The 23921-nt window shown below is 61.5% G+C and carries 23 protein-coding genes and 1 riboswitch; of the genes, 12 read left to right on the top strand and 11 right to left on the bottom strand.

The features are described 5' to 3' along the window. The first annotated feature begins 2 nt into the window (after positions 1 to 2). The 7 genes from sufD to GGQ66_RS23260 all read left to right on the top strand — a co-directional run bounded on the left by sufD (position 3) and on the right by GGQ66_RS23260 (position 6338). The gene (sufD, locus tag GGQ66_RS05320) at positions 3 to 1274 is read left to right on the top strand and encodes a Fe-S cluster assembly protein SufD (RefSeq protein WP_183790175.1); all 1272 of its coding nucleotides are present in this window, start codon (positions 3 to 5) and stop codon (positions 1272 to 1274) included. 179 nt (positions 1275 to 1453) lie between these two features. Further along, positions 1454 to 2674 (top strand): cysteine desulfurase, encoded by a 1221-nt coding sequence (locus tag GGQ66_RS05315; RefSeq protein WP_183790173.1) that lies wholly within the window; start codon positions 1454 to 1456, stop codon positions 2672 to 2674. Between the two features lie 73 nt (positions 2675 to 2747). After that, positions 2748 to 3134 (top strand): SUF system Fe-S cluster assembly protein, encoded by a 387-nt coding sequence (locus GGQ66_RS05310; protein ID WP_183790171.1) that lies wholly within the window; start codon positions 2748 to 2750, stop codon positions 3132 to 3134. A gap of 70 nt (positions 3135 to 3204) precedes the next feature. After that, positions 3205 to 3597 carry a Fe-S cluster assembly scaffold SufA gene (gene sufA / locus GGQ66_RS05305; protein WP_183790169.1) on the top strand — a complete coding sequence of 131 codons (393 nt, stop codon included), beginning with the start codon at positions 3205 to 3207 and terminating at the stop codon, positions 3595 to 3597. Between the two features lie 155 nt (positions 3598 to 3752). Next, on the top strand, positions 3753 to 4196 hold the full coding sequence (locus tag GGQ66_RS05300) for an Lrp/AsnC family transcriptional regulator (RefSeq protein WP_183790167.1): 444 nt from the start codon (positions 3753 to 3755) through the stop codon (positions 4194 to 4196). A gap of 16 nt (positions 4197 to 4212) precedes the next feature. Next, positions 4213 to 4836 carry a LysE family transporter gene (locus GGQ66_RS05295; RefSeq protein ID WP_370686298.1) on the top strand — a complete coding sequence of 208 codons (624 nt, stop codon included), beginning with the start codon at positions 4213 to 4215 and terminating at the stop codon, positions 4834 to 4836. A 119-nt stretch (positions 4837 to 4955) separates the two neighbouring features. Beyond that, on the top strand, positions 4956 to 6338 hold the full coding sequence (locus tag GGQ66_RS23260; protein WP_183790163.1) for a calcium-binding protein: 1383 nt from the start codon (positions 4956 to 4958) through the stop codon (positions 6336 to 6338). A 37-nt stretch (positions 6339 to 6375) separates the two neighbouring features. Here the strand turns inward: GGQ66_RS23260 and gcvP are convergent, their stop codons facing one another. The 10 genes from gcvP to GGQ66_RS05240 all read right to left on the bottom strand — a co-directional run bounded on the left by gcvP (position 6376) and on the right by GGQ66_RS05240 (position 18076). After that, entirely contained in the window at positions 6376 to 9240 is a 2865-nt protein-coding gene (gene gcvP, locus GGQ66_RS05285) for an aminomethyl-transferring glycine dehydrogenase (RefSeq protein WP_183790161.1), read from the bottom strand. Then, the gene (gcvH, locus tag GGQ66_RS05280; protein WP_183790159.1) at positions 9240 to 9602 is read right to left on the bottom strand and encodes a glycine cleavage system protein GcvH; all 363 of its coding nucleotides are present in this window, start codon (positions 9600 to 9602) and stop codon (positions 9240 to 9242) included. Before gcvH ends, gcvP begins: the two co-directional genes overlap by 1 nt. 25 nt (positions 9603 to 9627) lie before the next feature. Continuing rightward, positions 9628 to 10767 carry a glycine cleavage system aminomethyltransferase GcvT gene (gcvT, locus tag GGQ66_RS05275; RefSeq protein ID WP_183790157.1) on the bottom strand — a complete coding sequence of 380 codons (1140 nt, stop codon included), beginning with the start codon at positions 10765 to 10767 and terminating at the stop codon, positions 9628 to 9630. Positions 10768 to 10926: 159 nt separating this feature from the next. Further along, positions 10927 to 11017, bottom strand: a riboswitch (glycine riboswitch). 76 nt (positions 11018 to 11093) lie between these two features. Continuing rightward, on the bottom strand, positions 11094 to 11627 hold the full coding sequence (locus GGQ66_RS05270; RefSeq protein WP_183790155.1) for a flavin reductase family protein: 534 nt from the start codon (positions 11625 to 11627) through the stop codon (positions 11094 to 11096). A 33-nt stretch (positions 11628 to 11660) separates the two neighbouring features. After that, positions 11661 to 12581 carry a bestrophin family protein gene (locus GGQ66_RS05265; RefSeq protein ID WP_183790153.1) on the bottom strand — a complete coding sequence of 307 codons (921 nt, stop codon included), beginning with the start codon at positions 12579 to 12581 and terminating at the stop codon, positions 11661 to 11663. A gap of 54 nt (positions 12582 to 12635) precedes the next feature. Then, positions 12636 to 13847, bottom strand: a complete 1212-nt coding sequence (locus GGQ66_RS05260; protein WP_183790151.1) for a molybdopterin molybdotransferase MoeA — start codon at positions 13845 to 13847, stop codon at positions 12636 to 12638. Between the two features lies 1 nt (position 13848). Continuing rightward, positions 13849 to 14340, bottom strand: a complete 492-nt coding sequence (gene moaC, locus GGQ66_RS05255; protein ID WP_183790149.1) for a cyclic pyranopterin monophosphate synthase MoaC — start codon at positions 14338 to 14340, stop codon at positions 13849 to 13851. After that, complete coding sequence (trpC, locus tag GGQ66_RS05250) at positions 14340 to 15143, bottom strand: indole-3-glycerol phosphate synthase TrpC (protein ID WP_183790147.1); 804 nt, start codon at positions 15141 to 15143, stop codon at positions 14340 to 14342. The genes moaC and trpC overlap by 1 nt, the downstream gene beginning before the upstream one ends. Beyond that, on the bottom strand, positions 15143 to 16168 hold the full coding sequence (gene trpD / locus GGQ66_RS05245) for an anthranilate phosphoribosyltransferase (RefSeq protein ID WP_183790145.1): 1026 nt from the start codon (positions 16166 to 16168) through the stop codon (positions 15143 to 15145). Before trpD ends, trpC begins: the two co-directional genes overlap by 1 nt. 12 nt (positions 16169 to 16180) lie before the next feature. Then, on the bottom strand, positions 16181 to 18076 hold the full coding sequence (locus GGQ66_RS05240) for a peptidylprolyl isomerase (protein WP_183790143.1): 1896 nt from the start codon (positions 18074 to 18076) through the stop codon (positions 16181 to 16183). 237 nt (positions 18077 to 18313) lie between these two features. On the opposite strand from GGQ66_RS05240, the gene GGQ66_RS05235 reads away from it, so the two are divergent. The 3 genes from GGQ66_RS05235 (at position 18314) to eno (ending at position 21509) form a co-directional block, all read left to right on the top strand. Then, positions 18314 to 19207: a VOC family protein gene (locus tag GGQ66_RS05235; RefSeq protein ID WP_183790141.1), complete on the top strand. Its 894-nt coding sequence runs from the start codon at positions 18314 to 18316 to the stop codon at positions 19205 to 19207. 3 nt (positions 19208 to 19210) lie between these two features. Continuing rightward, positions 19211 to 20059 (top strand): 3-deoxy-8-phosphooctulonate synthase, encoded by an 849-nt coding sequence (kdsA, locus tag GGQ66_RS05230; protein WP_183790139.1) that lies wholly within the window; start codon positions 19211 to 19213, stop codon positions 20057 to 20059. Between the two features lie 175 nt (positions 20060 to 20234). Continuing rightward, complete coding sequence (gene eno, locus GGQ66_RS05225) at positions 20235 to 21509, top strand: phosphopyruvate hydratase (protein WP_183790137.1); 1275 nt, start codon at positions 20235 to 20237, stop codon at positions 21507 to 21509. Between the two features lie 60 nt (positions 21510 to 21569). On the opposite strand, the gene GGQ66_RS23000 is transcribed toward eno, so the two are convergent. Next, positions 21570 to 22193: a TetR/AcrR family transcriptional regulator gene (locus GGQ66_RS23000; protein ID WP_370686292.1), complete on the bottom strand. Its 624-nt coding sequence runs from the start codon at positions 22191 to 22193 to the stop codon at positions 21570 to 21572. A gap of 75 nt (positions 22194 to 22268) precedes the next feature. On the opposite strand from GGQ66_RS23000, the gene GGQ66_RS05215 reads away from it, so the two are divergent. After that, a complete protein-coding gene (locus GGQ66_RS05215) occupies positions 22269 to 23408 on the top strand; it encodes a serine hydrolase domain-containing protein (RefSeq protein WP_237358792.1) in 1140 nt (379 codons plus the stop codon). Between the two features lie 162 nt (positions 23409 to 23570). Beyond that, complete coding sequence (locus GGQ66_RS05210) at positions 23571 to 23891, top strand: FtsB family cell division protein (protein WP_183790133.1); 321 nt, start codon at positions 23571 to 23573, stop codon at positions 23889 to 23891. The last annotated feature ends 30 nt before the right edge of the window (positions 23892 to 23921 follow it).

Here is a 23921-nt window from a genome sequence, read left to right as displayed (position 1 = left end):
CGATGACCATTCAGAGCAACACACGCCAGACCGCCGCCGAAACGGCGCTGGTCGAGGCCTATACGACCCAGCTTTCAGACCTGCCCGGCGATCCGGATGTGCTGACGCTGCGTGACCGCCTGCTGGACGATCTGAAGACCGCCGGCCTGCCGACACGCCGTATCGAAAGCTGGCACTACACCGATCTCAAGACACTTCTGAAGGACATTCCGGCCTTCGACGCGAAGAAAGGCGCCAAGGCGCTTTCGCCGTTCGTCGGCGGCGCCACGGTCCTTTCCGTGCTGCAGGGCAAGGCCAATGAAACACGTCAGGACGCGTTCACCGCAACCCGCTACAGCGAAAGCCTGACGGATGGTTCCGCTGCCGCCCGCCTCGACGCGGTTGCCGCGGACGACGCCATTGGCCGTATCAACGCTGCCTTCGTTCGTGACGGTTTCACCCTCGAAATTCCGGCGGATGCCGAGATCGAGGCTCCCATCGAAATCCAGTCGATCCACACCGGCGGTCAGGTTCACACCCGCTTTCCTGTCACGATCGGCGCGGGCGCCAGGGTCACGATTATCGAGCGCCATATCGCTGGCGAAGGCGATGCCGCTTTCGTCTCGTCCATCAGCGATGTGGTCATCGGTGCCGGTGCTGATGTCACCTGGATCGTACTGCAGCAGCAGGGCGCGGCCGACACGTTCCTCGGCCAGATTCGCGTCGATCTCGGCGCTGATGCCAAGCTGAAGCTGTTCGACGTGAATGCCGGCGGCAAGCTGGTGCGGCAGGAATTGCGCATCGACGCCAGCGGTGAGGGTGCCGAACTCACGCTGCGCGGCGTCAACCTCATCGGCGGCGAGCAGCATAACGATGTGACGCTGGTGCTGGGGCATAACGTGCCGAACACCTCGTCCACGGATGTCTTCCGTTACGTGTTGTTCGACCGTGGTCGGGGCGTTTTCCAGGGCATGATCCGCGTTGCGCCGGATGCCCAGAAGACCGACGCCAAGATGGCCTGCAACACGCTTCTGCTTTCGGACGATGCGGATTTTGCCGCCAAGCCGGAACTGGAAATCTTTGCGGATGACGTGGTCTGCGGCCATGGTGCGACGGTTGCCGATATCGACGACAACCACCTCTATTATCTGCGGGCCCGCGGTATTCCCGAAAACAAGGCCCGCGCCATGCTGGTCAACGCCTTCGTTGCCGAAGTCGTGGAAGAGCTTGAGGACGAACCGCTGGTCGAGGCGCTGGAGGAAGTGATTTCCAACTGGCTGGAAAAGCACGCCTGAAGGGACAGAAGCCCCCGTTGGCCGGTCGTCTCCTCCATAAGGGGGAGAAAATGTGCGGCACCCTCATTGTCTTCGTGATGGGATGCCGATGCATCTTTCTGTCTCCCCCTTGTGGGGGAGATGGCGGCAGCCAGAGGGGTATGCCTGCACTGCCCTGAATTGTGAAAGGACGGCCAAGCATGGCCTATGATGTTGAAGCGATCCGCCGCGACTTCCCCATTCTTGCGCGGGAAGTCTATGGCAAGCCGCTGGTCTATCTGGATAACGGCGCTTCGGCGCAGAAACCGCAGGTGGTGATCGATGCGGTTTCGAACACCTATTCCCATGAATACGCCAATGTTCATCGCGGCCTGCATTACCTTTCCAACAAGGCGACAGAAGCTTTCGAGGCAAGCCGTGAAAGCGTGCGCCGCTTCCTAAACGCTGGTTCGGTGGATGAGATTGTCTTCACCAAGTCCTCGACCGAGGCAATCAACACGGTTGCCTATGGCTGGGCCATGGACAATATCGGCGAGGGGGACGAGATCGTCATCTCGATCATGGAGCACCACTCCAACATCGTGCCCTGGCACTTTCTGCGGGAACGCAAGGGCGCAAAGATCGTCTGGGTGCCGGTGGACGAAGACGGCTCTTTCCACCTCGAAGATTTCGAAAAGTGCCTGACGGAGCGCACCAAGCTCGTCGCCATCACCCATATGTCGAACGCACTCGGCACCGTCGTTCCGGTGAAGGACGTGACGCGCATCGCCCACGAGCGCGGCATTCCGGTTCTGATCGATGGGTCGCAGGGTGCGGTTCACATGCCGGTCGATGTGCAGGAGATCGGGTGCGACTGGTATGCGATTACCGGCCACAAGCTTTACGGCCCCTCCGGCATCGGTGTTCTCTACGGTCGCATGGACCGGCTGCGCGAAATGCGGCCTTTCATGGGCGGCGGCGAAATGATCGCCGACGTTTCGGAAGAGGTCGTGACCTATGCCGAGCCGCCGCATCGCTTTGAGGCGGGCACACCGCCCATCGTGCAGGCGATCGGCCTCGGCGTGGCGCTGGATTACATGGAAAAGGTCGGCCGCGCGGCGATTGCCGAGCATGAGGCCGGTCTTGCCGCCTACGCCGCCGAACAGCTTCGCTCGGTCAATTCTTTGCGCATCATCGGCAATGCACCGGGCAAGGGCTCGATCTTCTCGTTCGAACTGGCAGGCATCCATGCCCACGATGTTTCGACTGTTATCGACCGGCGCGGTATCGCCGTTCGCGCCGGCAGCCATTGCGCCCAGCCGCTGCTGAAGCGCTTCGGCGTCACCTCCACCTGCCGTGCCTCCTTCGGGCTTTACAATACCCGTGCCGAGGTGGACGCTCTGGTCGAGGCGCTGGATTATGCACGGAAGTTCTTTGCTTGATGACGATTATCAAGTTTACTGGATCTGGAGACGCGCGGAGCGCTGTTCTCCGGGATGAGTTGAGGAAAGTTCGATGAGCACTGAAACAAAGCCGGCTGAGGAAGCCGTGGACGTTCGCGAGGGTATCGTGCACTCCGCCATTCCCGCGGATGAGATCGCGCGTCTGTCTGACGATATCGTCAGCGCGCTGAAGACGGTCTACGATCCCGAAATTCCTGCCGACATCTTCGAACTCGGTCTGATCTACAAGATCGACATAGAAGACGATCGCATGGTGAAGATTGCCATGACGCTGACTGCGCCGGGCTGCCCGGTGGCTGGCGAAATGCCGGGCTGGGTGGAAAATGCCGTTGGTGCCGTCGAAGGCGTGTCCGGCGTTCAGGTCGCCATGACCTTCGATCCGCCGTGGACGCCGGACCGCATGTCGGAAGAGGCGCGCGTGGCTGTCGGCTGGTATTGATCCTGCCGCTTCGCCCACTTAACTTAGGTCAGACACCGGGCCTTGAACCCGGCAGGCAAGGAGAGAAGAGATGGCTTTTGCTGTCATGACCATGACCGATGCGGCAGCAGGCCGCGTCAAATCCATCGTCGCCAATTCCGGCCCTGATGCACGCGGCGTTCGCGTCGGCATCAAGAAGGGCGGTTGCGCGGGTATGGAATATACCATCGATCTGGTAACGGAGCCGAATCCGAAGGACGATCATGTCGTCCACGATGGCGCGGAGGTCTGGATCGATCCGGCGGCGGTGCTTTACCTGCTCGGCACGCAGATGGATTTCGAGGTCACGACGCTGCGCTCCGGCTTCACCTTCCACAATCCCAACCAGACCTCGGCCTGCGGCTGTGGCGAATCGGTCGAGTTGAAAGCCGCCGACCTCGCTGAACTCGCGCGCCAGCGCGAACTGGCCGGCGACGCCCGCTGAACTGCGCCTTTCTGACCATCGTTTATGCGGCCGCCCCCAGGGGCGGCTTTTTATTTTGCGGAGGTGCGCTCTGTGATCCGCATTAAATGCGGCAAGAATTGCATTTGCAGAATATTTTACTTTACGATCTTTGTATTGCGGACTATTTTGCGGCCATGGATGAAATTGACCGCAAAATTGCCTGTCTCCTCGCTGAAGACGCTCGCCGCTCGCTTGCCGATATTGGCGGTGTTGTCGATCTGTCGCCCTCTGCCGTGAACGAGCGCATTCGGCGGCTGACCGCTTCCGGTGCGATCCAGCGCTTCACGGTGGAGGCCGATCCCGTAGCCTTCGGTCAGGATGTTCTGGCCTTCGTCTTCGTGGCGCTCAACTATGAGGCGGGCGAGGCGGCTTTCAAGGATTTCATCGCCGCCTGTCCCAACGTTCTTGATTGCCATCACGTTACCGGCGGCTGGTCCTATCTGATCAAGATCCGCGTTGCGACGCTTTCGGGCGTCGAGGATTTTCTCCAGCAGTTGAAGGAACGCCGCTTCCTGGCGCGCAGTGAAACCATGCTGGCGCTCTCCACTGTCACGGAAAAACCCTTCAAGCCGTTCTGACGGCATCCGGGAGATCATCATGCTTTTTCTGTTCGCCAAGGGCATGCTGCTCGGGCTCGCCATCGCCGCACCGCTCGGTCCCATCGGCATGCTATGCATCAACCGCACGCTGGAGCGCGGGTTTCTGGCGGGTGTGGCGGGAGGTCTGGGCACGGCGCTCGCGGACGGGCTTTACGCGCTGATGGCGGCCATGGGCTTTTCGGTATTCTCATCCGTGCTGGACAGAGTGTCCATGCCACTGGCCTTTCTCGGTGGGCTTTTCCTGCTTTGGCTCGGCTGGAAGTCGTTCACGCCGAAGCCGGCGGCTGTGGCTGCCACCACCGGCGCACGCGATCTGATCGGCACGATCATCGCCACTTTCGCGCTCACCATGACCAATCCGGCCACCATCCTGTCCTTTGCGGCGATCTTCGCCGGGCTGGGACTGGCGGAGGCCGATGGTGCAGGCAAGTTTCTTGTCGTGGCCGGTGTTTTCGTGGGGTCGATGCTATGGTGGGCCGTGCTGAGCGGCGGCGTGGCGCTGGCCCGCAGACGCCTGCCGGAAAGCTTTGCGCTGTGGACATCGCGTGTGGCAGGCATCGTTCTGATCGGTTTCGGCGTCGCGGCCATTGCGAGTAGCGTTTACCATCTTGTCGCATAGCTTGCGCTCGTGGGCATCATTGCCTTGTTTGCGCTCGGTCCGGTTGGCAGTTTCGCCGACGACGTGGAAGGACATGATGTCCGGCCGGATCGTTTCCGGTAACCTGTGGAAGTTGTGACATGGCTGTGGTGAGGCTCGACGGTGCCAGGACGAGGGTGAACCTCTCGCTCCTTGATGTGGGCGGTCTTCTGGATTTCGATGCGTTCAAGGCGTCCACCGTTGCTCTGAAGCTTTACGACGATGCACGCAATTACCTTCTTTTCAGCGGCTCCGGCCTTCGTTACCGGGTTGCCGGCGGTACTATCGACCAGGTAACGGCGGGCACGATCTCCGCACTCTCTCTGGTCGAGAACGGTGTGACCCGCATCAATATAACCGGGTTGAACGCCTCTGCGGTTGCGATGTTCGATCTGGTCCGCGCCGGAAACGACCAGGGCTTCATCAATCTCTTGCTTTCCGGCAATGATACGATAACCGGTACACCCTTTGCCGATACGATTTCCGGCGGTGCGGGCAACGATTCCGTGAGTGGCGGCGGTGGCAATGACACGCTGTATGGCGGGGCCGGCAACGACAGGCTTTATGGCGAAGCGGGAAACGACGTGCTTGATGGCGGGGCTGGTTCTGACCGGATTTACGGCGGTGAAGGCAATGACACCATCATCGGCGGCGCGGATAACGACACGCTGTACGGCGAGGCGGGCCACGACACGATCAGGGGCGGAACCGGCAACGACGTAGCTTATGGCGGCGAAGGCAATGACGCGATCTACGGCGGCGATGGCAACGACACTCTCTATGGCGAGGCCGGCGATGACATCTTGTATGGCGATGCCGGCAACGACACGCTGCGTGGTGCGACGGGCAATGACAAGCTCTATGGTGGCACTGGAGACGATACGCTTTTCGGGGAAGCCGGAAACGATACGCTTGACGGAGGTGCCGGTAATGACCGTCTCTATGGTGGTGAGGGCACCGATATCCTGCGCGGTGGCGCGGGCAATGACATTCTTTACGGCGAGGCAGGAAACGACACGTTGTATGGCGATGCCGGCAACGACATGCTGTATGGCGGCGTGGGCAACGACAAGCTTTATGGCGGTGCCGGCAATAACGTACTCTATGGCGAAAACGGCGACGATACGCTGAACGGTGGCGCCGGCGCGGATCAGCTATACGGTGGCGGCGGTCGGGATACGTTCGTCTTCACCTCTGTCACCGATTCAACACCGCAGGCGCGTGATACGATCTACGGCTTTGCGACAGACGAGAAGATCGATCTGCGCGGCATTGACGCCAACGTGACGGTCGCGAACGATCAGGCGTTCACCTTTATTGGAAGCCGGGCCTTTTCCGGCCACGCGGGCGAGTTGCGCGCGGTAACGATGACGGATTCAAGCGGAACCTTCATTTATGCGGATACCGACGGTGACAGGGTTGCCGATTTCGTCGTTCGCCTCGATGTGCCCATCACCCTGACGGCAGGTCACTTCCTGCTTTAAGGTGTGTAAAGGGGCGGCTTTCACCGCCCCTTTTTCCTTACTCGGCAGCCTCTCCATAGGCATCTACGGGTGGGCAGGTGCACACGAGGTTGCGGTCGCCGTAGACGTTGTCGATGCGGTTGACCGGCGACCAGTACTTGTCGATGCGGAACGCGCCGGGAGGGAAGCAGGCCTGTTCGCGGCTATAGGGACGGTCCCACTCGCCAACGAGGTCTTCCACCGTGTGCGGAGCATTCTTCAGCGGATTGTTGTCCTTGTCGGCGCGACCTTCCTCGATGTCGCGGGCTTCCTCGCGGATCGCCAGCATGGCGTCGCAGAAGCGGTCGAGTTCAGCTTTGGTTTCCGACTCGGTCGGCTCGATCATCAGCGTGCCGGCCACCGGCCAGCTCATGGTCGGGGCGTGGAAACCGCAATCGACCAGTCGTTTGGCAATGTCGTCTACGGTTACATGCGCGCTTTCGGCCAGAGGACGCGTGTCGAGAATGCACTCATGCGCAACGCGTCCGGTCTTCGACTTGTAGAGCACGTCGTAAGCGCCCTTCAACCGTGCGGCGATGTAGTTGGCGTTGAGGATCGCGACCTTGGTCGCCTGCGTCAGGCCTTCGCCGCCCATCATCAGCACATAGGACCAGGAGATCGGCAGGATCGAGGGCGAACCGAAGGGGGCAGCCGAAACCGCGCCGGGCTTGCCATCGGTGGCCGGATGGCCGGGCAGGTGGGGGGCGAGGTGCGCCTTGACGCCGATCGGACCCATGCCGGGGCCGCCGCCGCCATGCGGAATGCAGAAGGTCTTGTGCAGGTTGAGATGCGAGACATCGGAGCCGATGTCGCCGGGGCGGGCAAGGCCGACCATGGCGTTCATGTTGGCGCCGTCGAGATAGACTTGACCGCCGTGGGCGTGGGTAATCTCGCAAATCTCGCGCACCGTTTCCTCAAACACGCCATGCGTCGAGGGATAGGTGATCATGCAGCAGGAGAGGTCAGCGGCATGCTGTTCGGCCTTGGCGCGGAAATCGGCGACGTCGATATCACCGTTGTCGAGCGCCTTGACCGGCACGACCTTCATGCCCGCCATCTGCGCCGAAGCCGGGTTTGTGCCGTGCGCGGAGGTGGGGATGAGGCAGACGGTGCGGTGACCTTCGCCTCTGGCGATGTGATAGTTGCGGATCGTCAGCAGGCCTGCATATTCGCCCTGCGCGCCGGAGTTCGGCTGCATGGAGAAGGCATCGTAACCGGTGATCGTGCAAAGTTTTTCCGTAAGGTCGACGATCATCTCACGATAGCCGGCCGCCTGATCGACAGGAACGAACGGATGGATGTCCGAGAATTCCGGCCAGGTGATCGGCAGCATTTCCGCCGTGGCGTTCAGCTTCATGGTGCACGAGCCAAGCGGGATCATCGAGCGGTCGAGCGCCAGATCGCGATCCGAAAGACGGCGGATGTAACGTGTCATCTCGCTTTCGGCGCGGTTCATGTGGAAGATGGGATGCGTCAGATATTCGCTGGTGCGCAGCAATTCGGTCGGCAGGCGATATTCCGGCTCGAATTCGGCGACTTCGAAAGCGCCACCGAAGGCCCGCCACACGGCTTCAACTGCCGCCGGACGCGTGCGTTCGTCGAGGCTGATGCCGATCTTTGTCTGGCCTACCTTGCGCAGGTTCACCCCTTCGGCGACAGCCGCGCGCAGAATGAGGCCCTGCATGTGGCCGGCTTCCACGGTGATCGTATCGAAGAAGGTTTCGGATTCGATGGTATAGCCGAGCTTTTCGAGGCCCTTGGCAGTCAGCACGGCCTTCTGGTGCACCTGCTGGGCGATAGCCTTGAGGCCCTTCGGCCCGTGGAACACGGCATACATCGACGCCATGACGGCCAGCAGAACCTGCGCGGTGCAGATGTTCGACGTCGCCTTTTCGCGGCGGATATGCTGTTCGCGGGTCTGAAGCGACAGGCGATAGGCGCGGTTACCGCGGCTATCGACCGAAACGCCGACAAGGCGGCCCGGCATGGAACGCTTGATGGCGTCCTTTACGGCCATATAGGCCGCGTGCGGCCCGCCATAACCCACCGGTACGCCGAAGCGCTGGGTGGAGCCGATGGCGATATCCGCCCCCATGTCGCCGGGCGACTTCAGAAGCGTCAGTGCCAGCGGATCGGCGGAAATGGCGGCGAGCGCCCCGGTCTGGTGCAGGCGGGCGATGAGACCGGTGAAATCACGGATCGCACCATGGGTGCCCGGATACTGGAACAGCGCGCCGAACACGTCGACCGGATCGAGATCGGTGAACGGATTGCCGACGATGACCTTCCAGCCGAGCGGCTCGGCCCGGGTTTCGATCAGCGCGATGACCTGCGGATGGCACTCGCTGTCCACGAAGAAGGCGTTGGCCTTGGACTTCGCGCTGCGCTGGCAAAGCGCCATGGCTTCCGCAGCGGCGGTCGCTTCGTCGAGCAGCGAGGCGTTGGCCACGTCGAGACCGGTCAGGTCGGTAATCATCGTCTGGAAGTTCAGGAGCGCCTCAAGGCGACCCTGCGAAATTTCTGGCTGGTAGGGCGTGTAGGCCGTGTACCAGGCCGGGTTTTCCAGAATGTTGCGCTGGATGACCGGCGGCGTGATCGTGCCATAATAGCCCTGGCCGATGAGCGAGACGAGAACCTTGTTCTTGTTGGCCGTCTCGCGCAGCTTGTCGAGCGCCTCGCGCTCCGTCATCGGCTCGCCAAACGCCAGCGGAACCTGCTGGCGGATGGAGGCGGGCACGGTGTCGTTGATCATCGCGTCGAGCGATGGATAGCCGATGACCTTCAGCATCGCCTCCATTTCCGCCGGCGACGGGCCGATATGGCGTCGGTTGGCGAAATCGTAGGGCTGATAGTCCGTGAAGTGAAATTCCGTGGACGTCGTCATCAGGCAATCAGATCCTTGTAGGCAGCTTCGTCCAGCAGACCTTCGATATCGGCCACATTGGCGAGCTTCAGCTTGAAGAACCAGCCAGCGCCCTGCGGATCGGAATTGACCAGCGACGGATCGTCGACGATGGCCTGGTTGATCTCGACCACTTCGCCGGCCAGCGGACAATAGACGTCGGAGGCGGCCTTGACGCTTTCGACGGTCGCGGCTTCGGCGTTCTTCTCGAAGGTCGAGCCTTCTTCCGGCAGTTCCACGAACACGAGGTCGCCGAGCTGTTCAGCGGCGTGCTGGGTAATGCCGACAGTGGCGACATCGCCTTCAAGCTTCAGCCATTCGTGTTCTTCGGTGAATTTCAGCATGGGTTCTCTCCGGGAAACTGGGAAGTTAGCGTTTGTAGGTGGGCGTGATGAAGGGAAGGGCCGCGACCGTCATGGGCAGGAACTTGCCGCGAACCTCGGCGTAAACAACGGTTCCGATGGCGGCGTAGGCCATGGGCAGATAGCCCATCGCCACCGGACCTTCGACCGACGGGCCGAAACCGCCGGAGGTGACTTCACCGATCAGGGTCTTGCCCTCGGCATCGGCAAAAAGTTTCGAGTGACCGCGCACCGGGGCCTTGCCCCCGGCCTTGAGGCCAACCCGGCGGCGTGACGCACCACCATCGAGCTGGGCGAGTATGATTTTGGCGCCGGGGAAGCCACCTTCACGGGCGCCACCGGTGCGCCGCGCCTTCTGCATCGCCCATTCCAGCGCCGCCTCGACAGGCGTCGTGGTCGTGTCGATATCGTTGCCATAAAGGCAGAGGCCGGCTTCGAGGCGCAGCGAATCGCGTGCACCAAGGCCAATCGGCTCGACTTCGTCCATCGCGAGAAGGGCTTCGGCAATTTCCGTGGTCTTCTCGGCGGGAACCGAAATTTCGTAACCGTCTTCACCGGAATAGCCGGTGCGCGACACGACGCAGGCCGCCCCGAGGATTGTCAGCGCGCGGGCATCCATGAATTTCATCTCGGCCACTTCAGGCGCGAGACGGGCCAGAGCGGCTTCGGCCTTCGGGCCCTGAAGCGCCAGCAGGCCGCGGTCAAAATGGGCGGTCACGTCGCAGGTTGCGGACAGCTTTGCTTGCATGTGCGCGAGGTCGGCTTCCTTGCAGGCGGCGTTGACGACGATATAGAAGTGGTCGCCCATATTGACGATCATCAGATCGTCCAGAATGCCGCCGGCTTCATTGGTGAAGAGAGCATAGCGCTGGCGGCCGGGCTTGACGGCGAGTACATCGACCGGAACGAGGCTTTCGAGCGCAAGCGCTGCATCCTCATTATTGCCTGACCTGGCACGAACGATGACCTGACCCATGTGGGACACGTCGAACAGACCGGCGCTGGCGCGGGTCTGGAGGTGTTCCTTCAGCACGCCGGCAGGATATTGAACCGGCATGTCATAGCCCGCAAAGGGCACCATGCGCGCACCGAGCGAAATGTGAAGGGCATGAAGGGGAGTGGTTTTCAGGTCTGCCGTCTCGGTCAAGAACGCCTCCAAGGTTGCGCGTATTATCGCGCTGGCTCGTAACAGTCGCATGCAGGATCGTGCATCCGGATTTCGAGCCCCCTCTGTCCTTGTCGCCTGAGATTGTTATCCCTTCGGCGAGCCGGTCCGTGAAAGACAGGCTACTCTCCAGAGTCGTATGACCGTCTGCTGGTCCTTTTGCCTGAGAGTTTCCGGGGCGGTTGCTCCTTCGGCACCGGAGGCAAACCCCGGCTTCTCCCAACAGACTATGCCGCCATTATCCGGCTCAGGGGTGGCTTGGCAAGAGGCAAAGTGCACGCGTGCGCTTTTCCCCAGCGCTGGTCGTGTCACGGCATCCGTGAAGGAAGCGTGATAATCTCCCCATCCACGGCAAAACGGCCATAGCCGCGATGGTGGATGGTTTTCCGTTGGTCCGCATCCGCCATTCGCCAGGCGGCGATGGCTTCGAGGACGAAGAGATTGAAGCGGTTGACCAGCGTCGTGTCGACGACCCTGCACTCGATGTTCACGAAGCACTCGCCAAGCAGCGGCGGCGCCACGATCTTCGCCGGCAGCGCCGTCAGACCGAAACGCTCGAACTTGTCGACATCTGCGCCGGAGCAATTGCCGATCCCGACCACGGATCGCGCCATGGCCACATCGGGAATGGCGATCACGCATTCGCGGCCCCTTTTCAGTCCTTTGAAACTGTAGTCGCCGGAGGAAACTAGGCAGGCAAGCGTGGGCGGCGTGAATTCCATCATCATGTGCCAGGAGAGCGTCATGACATTCGGCTTGCCACGGTAGCGCGTGGTGAGCAGAACGACCGGACCCGGCTCGATATATTTGTACACATCGGAAAGGGGCATGGGCTCAAGCATGGCGTTTCCTCCGAAAACGCCATCAGCATACGCTCAAAGCAGCAGAAAGTCGTTCGGCTGCGGCAGGGGGGGCAGGTCTTTTTCGCCCAGTGCCTCTCGAATGGAGAGACCGGCTATTTCAGCCATGGCGGCGAGTGGCAGGTCGTTTTCTTCGGTGCCGAACGGGTCTTCCAGTTCGTCGCCCAGCGCATCCAGCCCGAAGAAGGTGTAGGCGACCAGCGCTGCTGCAATCGGTGTGGACCATGACAGAAGATCGGCGAAGCCGAAGGGCAGGAGGAAGCAGAAGATATAGGCCGTGCGGTGAAGCAGCAGAGAATAACCGAAGGGTACCGGTGTCAGCAGAATACGCTCGCAGGCGACCTGCGTGTGGGCGAGATGCGTGATCGTGTTGTCGATCATCTGGAAGGAAATGTCGCTGATGAGACCCTTGCGCATGGCGCCCGCAAGTTCGGATGACACCTCTTCCAGAATAGCGGCCGGCGGGTTGCGGCTGACCTTGTAGCGCTCCAGAAGCGCACCGGAAAGCATCGACAGCGCCTTGTTTTCCGCGCTCGGGCGCAGATGCGGCACCATGGCCTGGATATGCGTCATGACCAGACGGAGAACCCGCTCACGGATGCGCTCGCCTTCCTCCGTACCGGACAACACCATGGTCTGGCGAATGATGACGCGGCTGACATGGATCATGTCACCCCATTGCTTGCGCGCCTCCCACCAGCGATCGTAGCAGGCATTATTGCGGAAGCTGAGGAAGATCGACAGGGCGATGCCGAGCAGCGTGAACGGGCCGGAACTGTTGTAGAACGGCAGGTAGTCCGGCTTGATGTGATGGATATAGACGATGGCCGCCGACATCAGCGCCACCGCCAGCAATTGCGGCCAGATTTTCCGGATCATCGTGCCACGCCGGATAAAGAACAGTTTGAGAAGGGTCGGGCGGGGATGGACGATCATTGGGCATTATCTCTTGGGAAATATAATTTCCTGTAGGCGAAATTGACAGGGCACTCAAGGCCGTAGAAGCAGAATGGGGCAGGGACTCCCTGCCGGAAGTGACGACGCGTTTGGTGGGCGGATAATCAGGCAGTCGGAATTCGCGAGGATTTTCGTCTGGGACGAATCCTGCTTCGGCGCGGGCGTCACACGCAGTTGGCCTTTGGCATCGACTTCCAGCCGGGCGCGCAAGTAATCCTGCCGGTGGTCGTTGGCCGCGAGATCGGTGGTGGCAAGGGCAGTCGCCGTCCGCTTGAAGGGGGGCAGACAGGCGCGGCGGCGAATGAGCGGTTCGAGGAAGAGCAGCGAGCAGACCAGCGTCGAAACCGGGTTGCCGGGCAGGCCAAGCACCTGCATGGCGCCGAGCCGTCCAACCATGAGTGGCTTGCCGGGACGCATGGCGATCCGCCAGAAATCCAGCACCATGCCGAGATCCGTGAGAACCGGCTGGACGAGATCGTGATCGCCGACCGATGCGCCGCCGAGTGTCACGAGAATGTCGGCCCTTGCCGCTACGGCCCTGCGGATCGCGGCGGCGATGTCGTCCTGCGCGTCGCGGGCGATGCCGAGATCAAGCACGTCGGCACCCGCAGCTTTTGCAAATGCCGCCGTTCCATAGAGGCTCGAGGCGACGATCTGGTCGGGGCCGCGCATTTCGCCGGGACGCACGAGTTCATCACCCGTGGCGAGAATGGCGACCAGAGGCCTGCGGCGGACGGAGAGCGTGGCGTGGTCCATCGCGGCGGCGAGCATCAGCCGCGCATAGTCCATTACCGTTCCGGCTTTCAGAACGGCTTCGCCCTCGGCAAAATCCTGCCCCTTGCGGCGGATATGGCGACCGGGTACGGCTTTCGCTGTCACGCGGATGCGGTTGTCGCCCAGCCGTTCGGTGTCTTCCTGAATGACGATACTATCGGCACTGGCGGGCACGGGCGCACCGGTGAAGATGCGAACCGCCTGTCCTCTTCCAAGCACGCCCCGCCACGCGCCACCGGCTGCGGAGACGCCGATGACGGCAAGCTCGGCGCCCTCGGTGGCGTCTTCTGCGCGAACGGCGTAACCATCCATTGCGGAAGCGTCGAAGGGGGGCTGGGTCAACCGGGCGGCGAGATCTTCGGCGAGAACCCGGCCATCGGCCTGCGTAAGGGGAAGCGTTTCCGCTTCCGTTAAGGGATGCGCATGTTCCAGAATGCGGGCCAGCGCTTCATCGACCGGAATGAGCGCCATCTCAATCAACCTCGCGGCGATATTCGCCGGATTTTCCGCCGCTTTTTGCCACCAGTCGAACGCCGCCGATTTCCATGCCTTTCTCGATGGCCTTGGCCATGTCGTAGATCGTCAGGCAGGCGACGGAGACAGCCGTCAGCGCTTCCATCTCGACGCCGGTACGGCCTGTCAGCTTGACCGTGGCTGATACGCGAAGGCCGGGCAGTGTGGCGTCCTCGGTAATCTCCACCGCGACTTTGCTGAGCGCCAGCGGATGGCAGAGTGGAATGAGGTCGGCAGTCTTCTTGGCGGCCATGATGCCGGCCAGCCGGGCGGTGCCGATGACATCGCCCTTCTTGGCGTCGCCGGCAAGGATGGCGGTCAGCGTTTCCGGCTGCATCCGCACATGGCCTTCGGCGGTGGCTTCGCGCACGGTCTCGGCCTTGCCGCCCACATCCACCATGTTCGCCTCGCCGGCGGCATTGAGGTGGGTGAGATCGCCGGCCGTGCCCATCAGGCGGTGACCGTGCCGTTCAGCAGCAGTTCGGTGGCCGCCGTAACGTCGTCCTTGCGCATCAGGCTTTCGCCGACGAGGAAGGTGGAAATGCCAGCCTTTTTGAGCCGTTCGCAATCGGCAAAGGTGAAAATGCCGCTTTCGCCGACCAGGACCCGGTCGGAGGGCACCATGGCGGCAAGCCGTTCGCTGTTGGCTATATCGACCTCAAAGGTGCGCAGGTTGCGGTTATTGACGCCGATGAGCGGCGAGGCAAGCCTGAGCGCCCGCTCCATCTCCTCTTCGTCATGAACTTCGACAAGAACATCCATGCCAAGCGCGAAGGCTTCGTCCTCGAGGCGCTTTGCGTCGTCGTCGGAGAGTGAAGCCATGATGATGAGGATGCAATCGGCCCCCCAGGCGCGCGCCTCGTTCACCTGATAGGTCTCGAACAGGAAATCCTTGCGCAACGCCGGAAGTGAGCAGGCCGCGCGGGCGGCGGTGAGGAATTCCGGTGCTCCCTGGAAGCTTGGCTTGTCGGTCAGCACGGAAAGGCACGCAGCACCACCGGCCTCGTAGGCCTTGGCAAGCGCAGGCGGATCGAAGTCTGGGCGGATGAGGCCCTTGGAGGGGCTTGCCTTCTTGATTTCCGCGATAAGGCCGAACTTGCCCGCGGCCTTCTTCGCCTGCAGCGCCTTGAGAAATCCGCGCGGGGCGCTCTGTTCCGAAATGCGAGCCTTGAGGTCAGCCAGCGGCACGGCACTTTTGGCGGAGGCGATTTCCTCGCGCTTGTAGGCTTCGATCTTCTTGAGAATGTCGGTCATCAGGCTTTGTCCTGAACATCGTTGGACACGGCGACGAGCCGGTCGAGCGCAGCGGCGGCATTGCCGCTTTCAAGCGATTCGTTGGCAAGCTTCATGCCGCCCGCTATGGTTTCCGCCTTGCCGGCGATCACCAGAGATGCAGCTGCATTGGCCAGGGAAATGTCGCGATAGGCATTCCTGGCGCCGGCCAGAACTGTGCGCAGCGCCTCGGCATTGGCCTTGCCATCGCCGCCCTTGAGATCGGCGAGCGTAACGGTTGGCAGGCCGAAATCGGCGGGCGTGAGCTGGAAGGAGCGGATCTTGCCATCTTCCAGTGCCGTCACCTCCGTCGTGCCGGTGGTGGCGATTTCATCCATGCCCTGACCGTGGACGACCCAGACCGTTTCGGAACCGAGATCGCGCAGCACTTCGGCAATTGGCTGACACCATTGCGGCGCGTAGACGCCGAGAAGCTGACGTTTCGCGCCCGCAGGGTTCGAAAGCGGGCCGAGAAGATTGAAGATCGTCCGCGTGCCGAGTTCGACGCGCGACGGGCCGACATGACGCATGGCGGAGTGGTGCAGTTGAGCGAACATGAAGCCGATGCCGGCCTCCGCAATGCAACGCCCGATTTCTGCCGGACCGATCTCCAGATTGACGCCAAGGGCCGACAGGGCATCTGCCGCGCCTGACTTGGATGACAGCGCGCGGTTGCCGTGCTTGGCAACCTTCACACCGGCACCGGCGGTAATGAGAGCTGCCAGCGTCGAGATGTTGTAGGTGCCGGTGCCGTCGCCGCCGGTTCCGACGATATCGACGACATCGTCAGGGGCTTCGACGCGCAGCATCTTGGCGCGCATCGTTTCGACCGCACCGACAATTTCCGGCACGGTTTCGCCGCGCACGCGCAGCGCCATCAGGAAGCCACCGATCTGCGAGGGCGTCGCCTCGCCGGACATCAGAATATCGAAGGCGGAGCGGGCCTCTTCCCGCAACAGCGGCTCGCGGTTGGCGACCTTGGCGATGAACGGCTTCAGCTCAGCCATGATGGCCTCTCCTTATCTCAGAACCATGGCCTGTTCGGCGAGGGTACGGTTGATCGACACGCCGTAATCCGTCTGCAGGCGGTTGACCATCTGGTCGAGGATATCGTCGCCAGCAGCCTTGGCAATGGCGGAGATCTGCTGGTCCTGATTTTCCAGCGCATCGAAGGACGGCTGGTCGGATACGTCGGTGACGACGAGCAGGATGCGGCTCTGCTTGTCGGCGCCTTCGGCCTCGGCCACGGTGCCAAGCGGACCGGAGAAAGCGGCGGAAATGCCGTTCGGCCCGAGAATGGCGTCATCGCCAAGGCGACGGACGCCGGACTTGGTTTCGACGGCAATGCCGAGTTCTTCGGCGACGGCTGTGATTTTCTCACCCTTTTCGACGCGGTCCTTTAGCGAAGCGGCCAGTGCTGCAAGCGTCTGGCGCTGCTGGTCGGCTGTCCAGTCGGCCACCACATCTTCGCGGGCTTCATCCAGCGTGCGGTCGCGCGACGGCGTGATGTTCTTGACATCGAACCAGATATAGCCAGCCTGACCGAGATTGATGGCCAGCGCCTCCTGACCGATTTCGGTCTTGAACACTTCCGACACCAGCGAAAGGGCCGGCGGCAGGGTTTTCACTTCTTCGCCCTTGTCATCCTTGCCGGTGGCGTCGATCGCATCGATGGTGACCACCTTCAGCTTGAGCTGCTGGGCTGCATCCTCCAGCGAGGAACCACCACCGCGCAGATCTTCATAGCGGTCGTGGATGCTCTGGATTTCCTCGGCTGCGGCGGCTTCGGCGAGATCCTTGCGGATTTCGGCCTTGGTTTCCTCGAACGAGCGCGAGCTTTCCGGGCGAATGTTGGAGACGCGCACGATGACCGGACCGAATGCACCTTCAACGACCGGCGTCGTGCCGCCATCCTTCTTCACGGCAAAGGCTGCCTCGGCAATCTTGGCGTCGGGCATCGTGTCATGGGTGAAATCGCCGAGCAGAACGTCGGTTGCGGTCTTGCCCTGATCGCTGACAAGGCTGTCGAAGGTCGAATCGCCCTTCTTCAGCTCCAGCGCGGCGGCTTCGGCCATTTCCTTGCTCGGGAAGGTGAGCTGTTCGATGGTGCGGGTTTCCGGCTTGCGGTAGCTGTCCTTGCGCTTGTCGAACTCCGCCTTGATGGTATCTTCCGAAATGGCACCGACATCGGCGATATCGGAGGGTTCAAGCTTCAGATAGGAAAAGCTGCGATATTCCGGCGCGCGATAGCGGCTCTTGCGGCTTTCGAAAAAGCTCGCGAGCACATCGTCGGCAGGCGCCTTGACGGGCGAGATATTGGCATAGCTCAGAATGAGGTAATCAATGCTGCGGGCTTCGTCGCGATAGTGCTTCAGCGCGTCGGCCAGAACCTGCGGCGGCGCGAAGCCATCCGAAACGGCGTCAACGATCTGGCTGCGTACAGCGACCTTGGAACGCTCGAGAATGTAGTCGTTTTCGCTCAGGCCGGCATTGCGCAGGCGCTGCGTGAAGAGGGTGCGGTCGAACTGGCCGTTGACGGCCTTGAAGGACGGGTCTTCGGCGATCAATGCGGCAAGGCGATCCTTGGAAAGACCGAGTCGCATCTTTTCCGAAAGCTGGTCGAGTGCTGCGCCGGCCGCCAACTGGGCATAAACCTGCTGGTCTATGCCGAAGGCGCGCGCCTGCTCGGCGGAAATCCGCATGCCGAACTGGCGGGAGAGATCGCCGATCTGGCGCTGATAGGCGAGCTGGAATTCCTTGACGCTCACCTCCTGGTCGCCGACCGTCACCACCGCGTCGCCATGGCTCGAAACGAGCGAACTGGACACGCCCCAGATGCCGAACGATACGACGAGAAGCATGAGGAGCAGTTTGGAAACGAAGGTCTGGGAGGCCTTTCGCAGGGTATCGAGCATCGGAACGCAAACCTCTTGGCTGAACGGTTCGCCTCTGACGGGCGATACCATTCCTGAAAACAAGATCGCTCCTTAGAACAATCCGCCACGGAATTGAAGGCATTTTGAGCCAAAAGCCATCGGCTTCCGCATTGTTTGATTGAAACACACGGGATGGCGGCGCCGTGCACCGGCGACGGTCTTGCATAGCCTTGTGAAAACGGGCACACCCTGAGCAATCTCAAGGAGGAGCGGGCCATGTCCAGCCAGAAATCGCTTGCCAATCCCCGGGCGCTCGATCACCTCGTTCTGCCGGTCGGTTCACTAGCCGCCGCGCGGGCGCGTCTGGGCTCCCTCGGCTTCACCGTCGCACCGGACGCGCTTCATCCGTTCGGCACGGAAAATGCCTGCATCTTCTTTAGGGACGGTACCTACCTGGAGCCGCTGGGCGTTGCCTCCCGGGAAACCTGCGAGGCCCACGCGCTGGCTGGAAACGTGTTCGTGGCGCGAGATCGCGCCTTCCGGTTTCGCTGCGGTGAAGATGGGTTGTCGGCTATCGTGCTGAAATCAGCCGATGCGGCGGCCGATCACGAGCGGTTTCGCAAGGCAGGGCTTTCCGGTGGTGAGCCGCTGGAGTTTTCGCGACCCTTCAAGCTTGCCGACGGTACAAGTGCGGAAGCGAGTTTTCGACTGGCATTCGCGGCCGATCTGCGTGCGCCGGATTTCTTCCTCTTCTGCTGCGAACGCACCCGCGAGCGCCCTGCCATTGCAGATGAACTGCTGAGCCATGCCAACGGCGTCATCGGCCTGTCGCGTGTCGTTCTGGTGGAGGAGAACCCGTCTGACTTCCAGTATCTTCTGGAAGAGGTGCTGCTGCAACGGGAAGTGACGGCGCATTCCTTCGGTGTTGATTTCGACGCCGGCAACGCTGTGATCTCGGCACTGACGCCGGCGGGCTTCGAAGCCTGGTTCGGACAATATCCCGGCAAGGGGCGGGGCCTGCGCGGCGGAGCGGTCGTTTTCCGCGCAAGCAAGCTGGAGACGGTTGAAGCATTGCTTCGCCGCAACGATATAGCCTATGAACACCGCCATCACAGACTTCTGGTCCGGCCTGCGCCCGGTCAGGGGGTCGTCTTCGCATTCGAGGAGTAGAATATGAGCCTTTCCCCCAACAGCACGGTCATCGCCGGCAACGGCACGGGCGCCGTTTCCTTCTCGAACACCGGCAAGCTCTCGCTGATTGCCGGTCCCTGCCAGATGGAAAGCCGCGACCATGCCTTCATGATTGCCGGCAGATTGTCGGAAATCTGCAAGTCGCTGGACATCGGCCTCGTCTACAAGTCGTCCTTCGACAAGGCGAACCGTACCTCGCTCAGTGCCGAACGTGGCATCGGGCTGGAAACGGCAATGGAAGTCTTCGCCGATCTCAAGAAGGAGTTCGGCTTTCCCGTGCTGACGGACGTTCACACCGAGGAACACTGCGCACTGGTGGCCCCCGTCGTCGATGTGTTGCAGATCCCGGCCTTCCTTTGCCGCCAGACCGACCTTCTGATCGCCGCTGCCAGGACCGGTCGCGCCATCAACATCAAGAAGGGCCAGTTCCTCGCCCCCTGGGATATGAAGAACGTGCTGGCCAAGGTCGTCAACAGCGGCAATCCGAACGTAATGGCTTGCGAACGCGGCGCTTCCTTCGGCTACAACACGCTTGTTTCCGACATGCGTTCTCTGCCGATCATGGCTCAGACCGGCGCGCCTGTCATCTTCGACGCAACCCATTCCGTACAGCAACCGGGCGGGCAGGGCGGTTCCTCCGGCGGCCAGCGCGAATTCGTTGAAACGCTGGCGCGGGCTGCCGTGGCCGTGGGTGTTGCGGGTGTCTTCATCGAGACTCACGAAGACCCGGACAATGCCCCGTCGGACGGTCCGAACATGGTGCAGATCGACAATTTGCAGCCGCTTCTCGAAAAGCTTCTGGCATTCGACGCCATTTCGAAGAGCCTTTGAAGTATAGCCGTCGGCGCAATAAACAATCGGCTGTTTTACAATCGATTTTAGATTGCCCGGCGGCTTTGTGCGCCATTGAAATTTCTTCTCCATCGGGTAAGACAAGGCCGGAACTGACCGATCATCCGGCGTGCGGGTATTACGGAACCCGCATTCCAACTCCCGAGGAGACGACATGACCGCAATCACCGACATCATTGCCCGCGAAATTCTCGACAGCCGCGGCAATCCGACTGTTGAAGTCGACGTAATTCTGGAAGATGGCGCATTCGGCCGTGCCGCCGTTCCGTCGGGCGCCTCCACGGGCGCCCACGAAGCCGTCGAACTGCGTGATGGTGGCAGCCGCTACCTCGGCAAGGGCGTCGAGAAGGCTGTCGAAGCCGTCAATGGCGAAATCTTCGATGCCATCGGCGGTCACGATGCCGAAGACCAGATCCTGATCGACAAGCTGATGATCGAGCTGGACGGTACCCCGAACAAGGCCCGTCTCGGCGCGAATGCCATTCTCGGCGTTTCGCTGGCTGTTGCCAAGGCTGCCGCCGAATCCGCCGGCCTTCCGCTTTACCGTTATGTCGGCGGTCCGAACGCCCGCCTTCTACCGGTTCCGATGATGAACATCATCAACGGCGGCGTCCATGCCGACAACCCGATCGACTTCCAGGAGTTCATGATCATGCCGGTCGGCGCGGAAAATATCCGTGAAGCCGTCCGCGCTGGCGCCGAAGTGTTCCACACGCTGAAGAAGCAGCTTCATGCCAAGGGTCTGGCCACGTCCGTGGGTGACGAAGGCGGCTTTGCACCGAACCTCGAAAGCGCTCCGGCGGCTCTCGACTTCATCATGTCGGCCATCGAAAAGGCAGGCTACAAGCCGGGCGAAGACATGTTCATCGCGCTCGATTGCGCCGCGACCGAATTCTTCAAGGACGGCAAGTACGTGTATGAAGGCGAAGGCGTGACCCGCACACCGGAGGAGCAGGCGGCCTACCTCGCCGAACTGTGCGCCAAGTACCCGATCATCTCGGTTGAAGACGGCATGTCCGAAGACGACTGGGAAGGCTGGAAGTTCGTAACCGACAAGATCGGTTCCAAGGTTCAGCTCGTCGGTGACGATCTGTTCGTGACCAACTCCAAGCGCCTGCGTCAGGGCATCGAGAAGGGCGTCGCCAACTCGATCCTTGTCAAGGTCAACCAGATCGGTTCGCTGTCCGAAACGCTCGACGCCGTGGAAACCGCCCACAAGGCCCGTTACACCGCCGTCATGTCGCATCGCTCGGGCGAAACGGAAGACAGCACGATTGCCGATCTCGCGGTTGCCACCAACTGCGGCCAGATCAAGACCGGTTCGCTGGCCCGTTCGGACCGGCTTGCCAAGTACAACCAGCTCATCCGCATCGAAGAGCAGCTCGGCGTTCAGGCGTCCTATGCCGGCCGTTCGATCCTCAAGGGCTGATTTCAGTCGTTCCAGGAAATCCGGAAACCCGCGCTGTTACGGCGCGGGTTTTTTGTTGCCTCAGGCCCGATGCCGGGCAATTTCGCTAATGGCGTGCTCGGCCAGGCCGCGCAGATCCGATTCGGAAGCGCCGTCGCGCGCCTGCACGGACATGCCCTGAATGATCGCGCCGACGAAGCGGGCGAGGGCCGCAGCATCCGTCTCGGGTCTGATCTGGCCATCCCTCACCCCTTGCTCTATGCGGCTGCGAAGCAGCATCAGTGTTGCGTTTCGCAGGTCCGAGGTTTGCCGCGCCACCGCTTCGTTCTCCACCGCACAGGCCAGAACGGCCGTCGAGACCATGCAGCCACGCGGATACTCCGCGCGGGAAAAATCCCGCGCCGCCTCCCGCAGAACCCGCGCCAGAGCGACCACGGCATGGCTTTCTTCGGTCAGCGCCCGCGCGGTTGCCGCGCCTTCATGATTGCCATACCACGCCAGCGCCTCCGCATAGAGCGCGGCCTTGGAGGAGAAGGCGGCGTAAAGGCTCTGCGGCGTGATGCCCATGGCAAGCGTCAGATCGGCGATGGAAGCACCCTCATAACCCAGTTGCCAGAAGGTGTTCGTCGCCTTGGCGAGCGCCTCGTCGCGGTCGAAGGCGCGGGGGCGGCCACGGGGGCGGGAAGACGGTTCAATATTATTCACAGCGATCGCTCTGGAAATATGGGCGCGTTTAATTTATTCAGGAGTGGTCATTGTGATTATAGGGGGTTGCCGGCGATGAGTCATGTCAATAATGCGCGTTCAGGACGTCTGGATGCTGTGATCGATGCCGCTCTGGCAGAGAAGCGGATCGTCGGCGCGGTGGTGTTGGTGGCGGAGCGCGGTGAGCCTGTTTATGCGCGTGCCGCCGGTCTGGCCGACCGTGAGGCTGGTGTTGCCATGCGCGAAGACGCGATCTTCCGGCTGGCTTCGATTACCAAGCCGATCGTCTCGGCGGCGACGATGCGGCTCGTCGATGATGGTGTGTTGTCACTTGATCAGCACGTTACCCGCTGGCTGCCGGATTTCCGCCCGCGACTGGCCGATGGCTCCGAAGCGGCAATCACGATCCGGCAGCTTCTGACCCACACCTCCGGTCTCGGCTATCGCTTCCTCAAGCCGGCAGGCGACGCCTATCATGCGCTCGATGTGTCCGATGGCATGGATCAGCCCGGGCTTTCGCTGACGGAGAATTTGGCTCGTCTTGCGACGGCGCCACTGGCTTTCGCGCCGGGTGAGGGGTGGCTCTATTCGCTCGGCCTTGATGTTCTTGGTGGTGTCCTGGAGAGGGCGACGGGCTCGACGCTGCCTGAATTGGTGAGGGCCCTCGTCACCGGTCCGCTCGGACTTGCCGATACCGGCTTTGCCGTGACCGATGCCGCGCGATTGGTCACGCCCTATGCCAATGCAAATCCCGAACCGTTGCGCATGACGGATGGCATGGCGGTGCCACTGGGGGATATGGCGGCTATTTTCGCGCCGGGTCGCATTCTTGATTCCGCCTCTTACCCCTCAGGCGGTGCCGGCATGGCGGGAACGGCTGGCGATATTCTTCGCTTCCTTGAAATGATCCGTACCGGTGGTGCGTCGGTTCTTGCACCGGAAACCGTTGCGGCGATGACGTCGGCCCAAGTGGGGGCTGATGCGCAGACCCAGGGGCCGGGCTGGGGCTTTGGTTATGGTTGGGCGGTGCTGGTTGATCCTGCCATCGCGGCGACACCTCAGGCGGCGGGGACTCTGCAATGGGGTGGAGCCTATGGGCACACCTGGTTCGTGGATCGTGTCAACGGGCTTTCCGTGGTGCTGCTGACGAACGCCGCCTTCGAGGGTATGGCCGGCAAGCTCAAGACCCAGATTCGCGATGCAGTCTACAGTTGATGAGGAATCGATGATCCGGCTTTCGCATACGGCAGGGCGGCGGTGGCCGGACACTTGTTTTGCCTGACGATAATTCCGGAAACGTTCGAACAAGGGAAACGGACGGTTAATCAATCCAAGTTAGCTTGAGTGAAATTGTATTGCGTTTCAGGGCATTGCCGCATGTGGACGAAGCATCATAGGCAGAGAAAATTCGGGCGTCTCATCGTTCCGGCCATCGCCGCCGCTTTCCTTTCTTATTTCGGTTATCATTCCGTTCACGGAGGCTATGGCCTCGAGGCAACGAAGGAATTCGAGCGTCAGCGCATCGCCCGTTCCGCAGAGCTGGCCAGCCTGACGGCCAAGCGCAAGGCACTGGAACTGCAGGTGGAATTGCTCTCCGACGGTTCCCTTGAGCATGACATTCTGGACGAGAAGGCGCGCTACCAGCTTAACGTTTCGCGCGCTGACGAGATTGTCATTTTCAATTCATATTTCAATTAACCGATATTGGGTTAATTTTAATTTCTTATT

Source organism: Allorhizobium borbori, from assembly GCF_014196535.1.
GTDB lineage: Bacteria > Pseudomonadota > Alphaproteobacteria > Rhizobiales > Rhizobiaceae > Ectorhizobium > Ectorhizobium borbori.
This window is presented reverse-complemented; position numbering and strand designations above follow the sequence as displayed.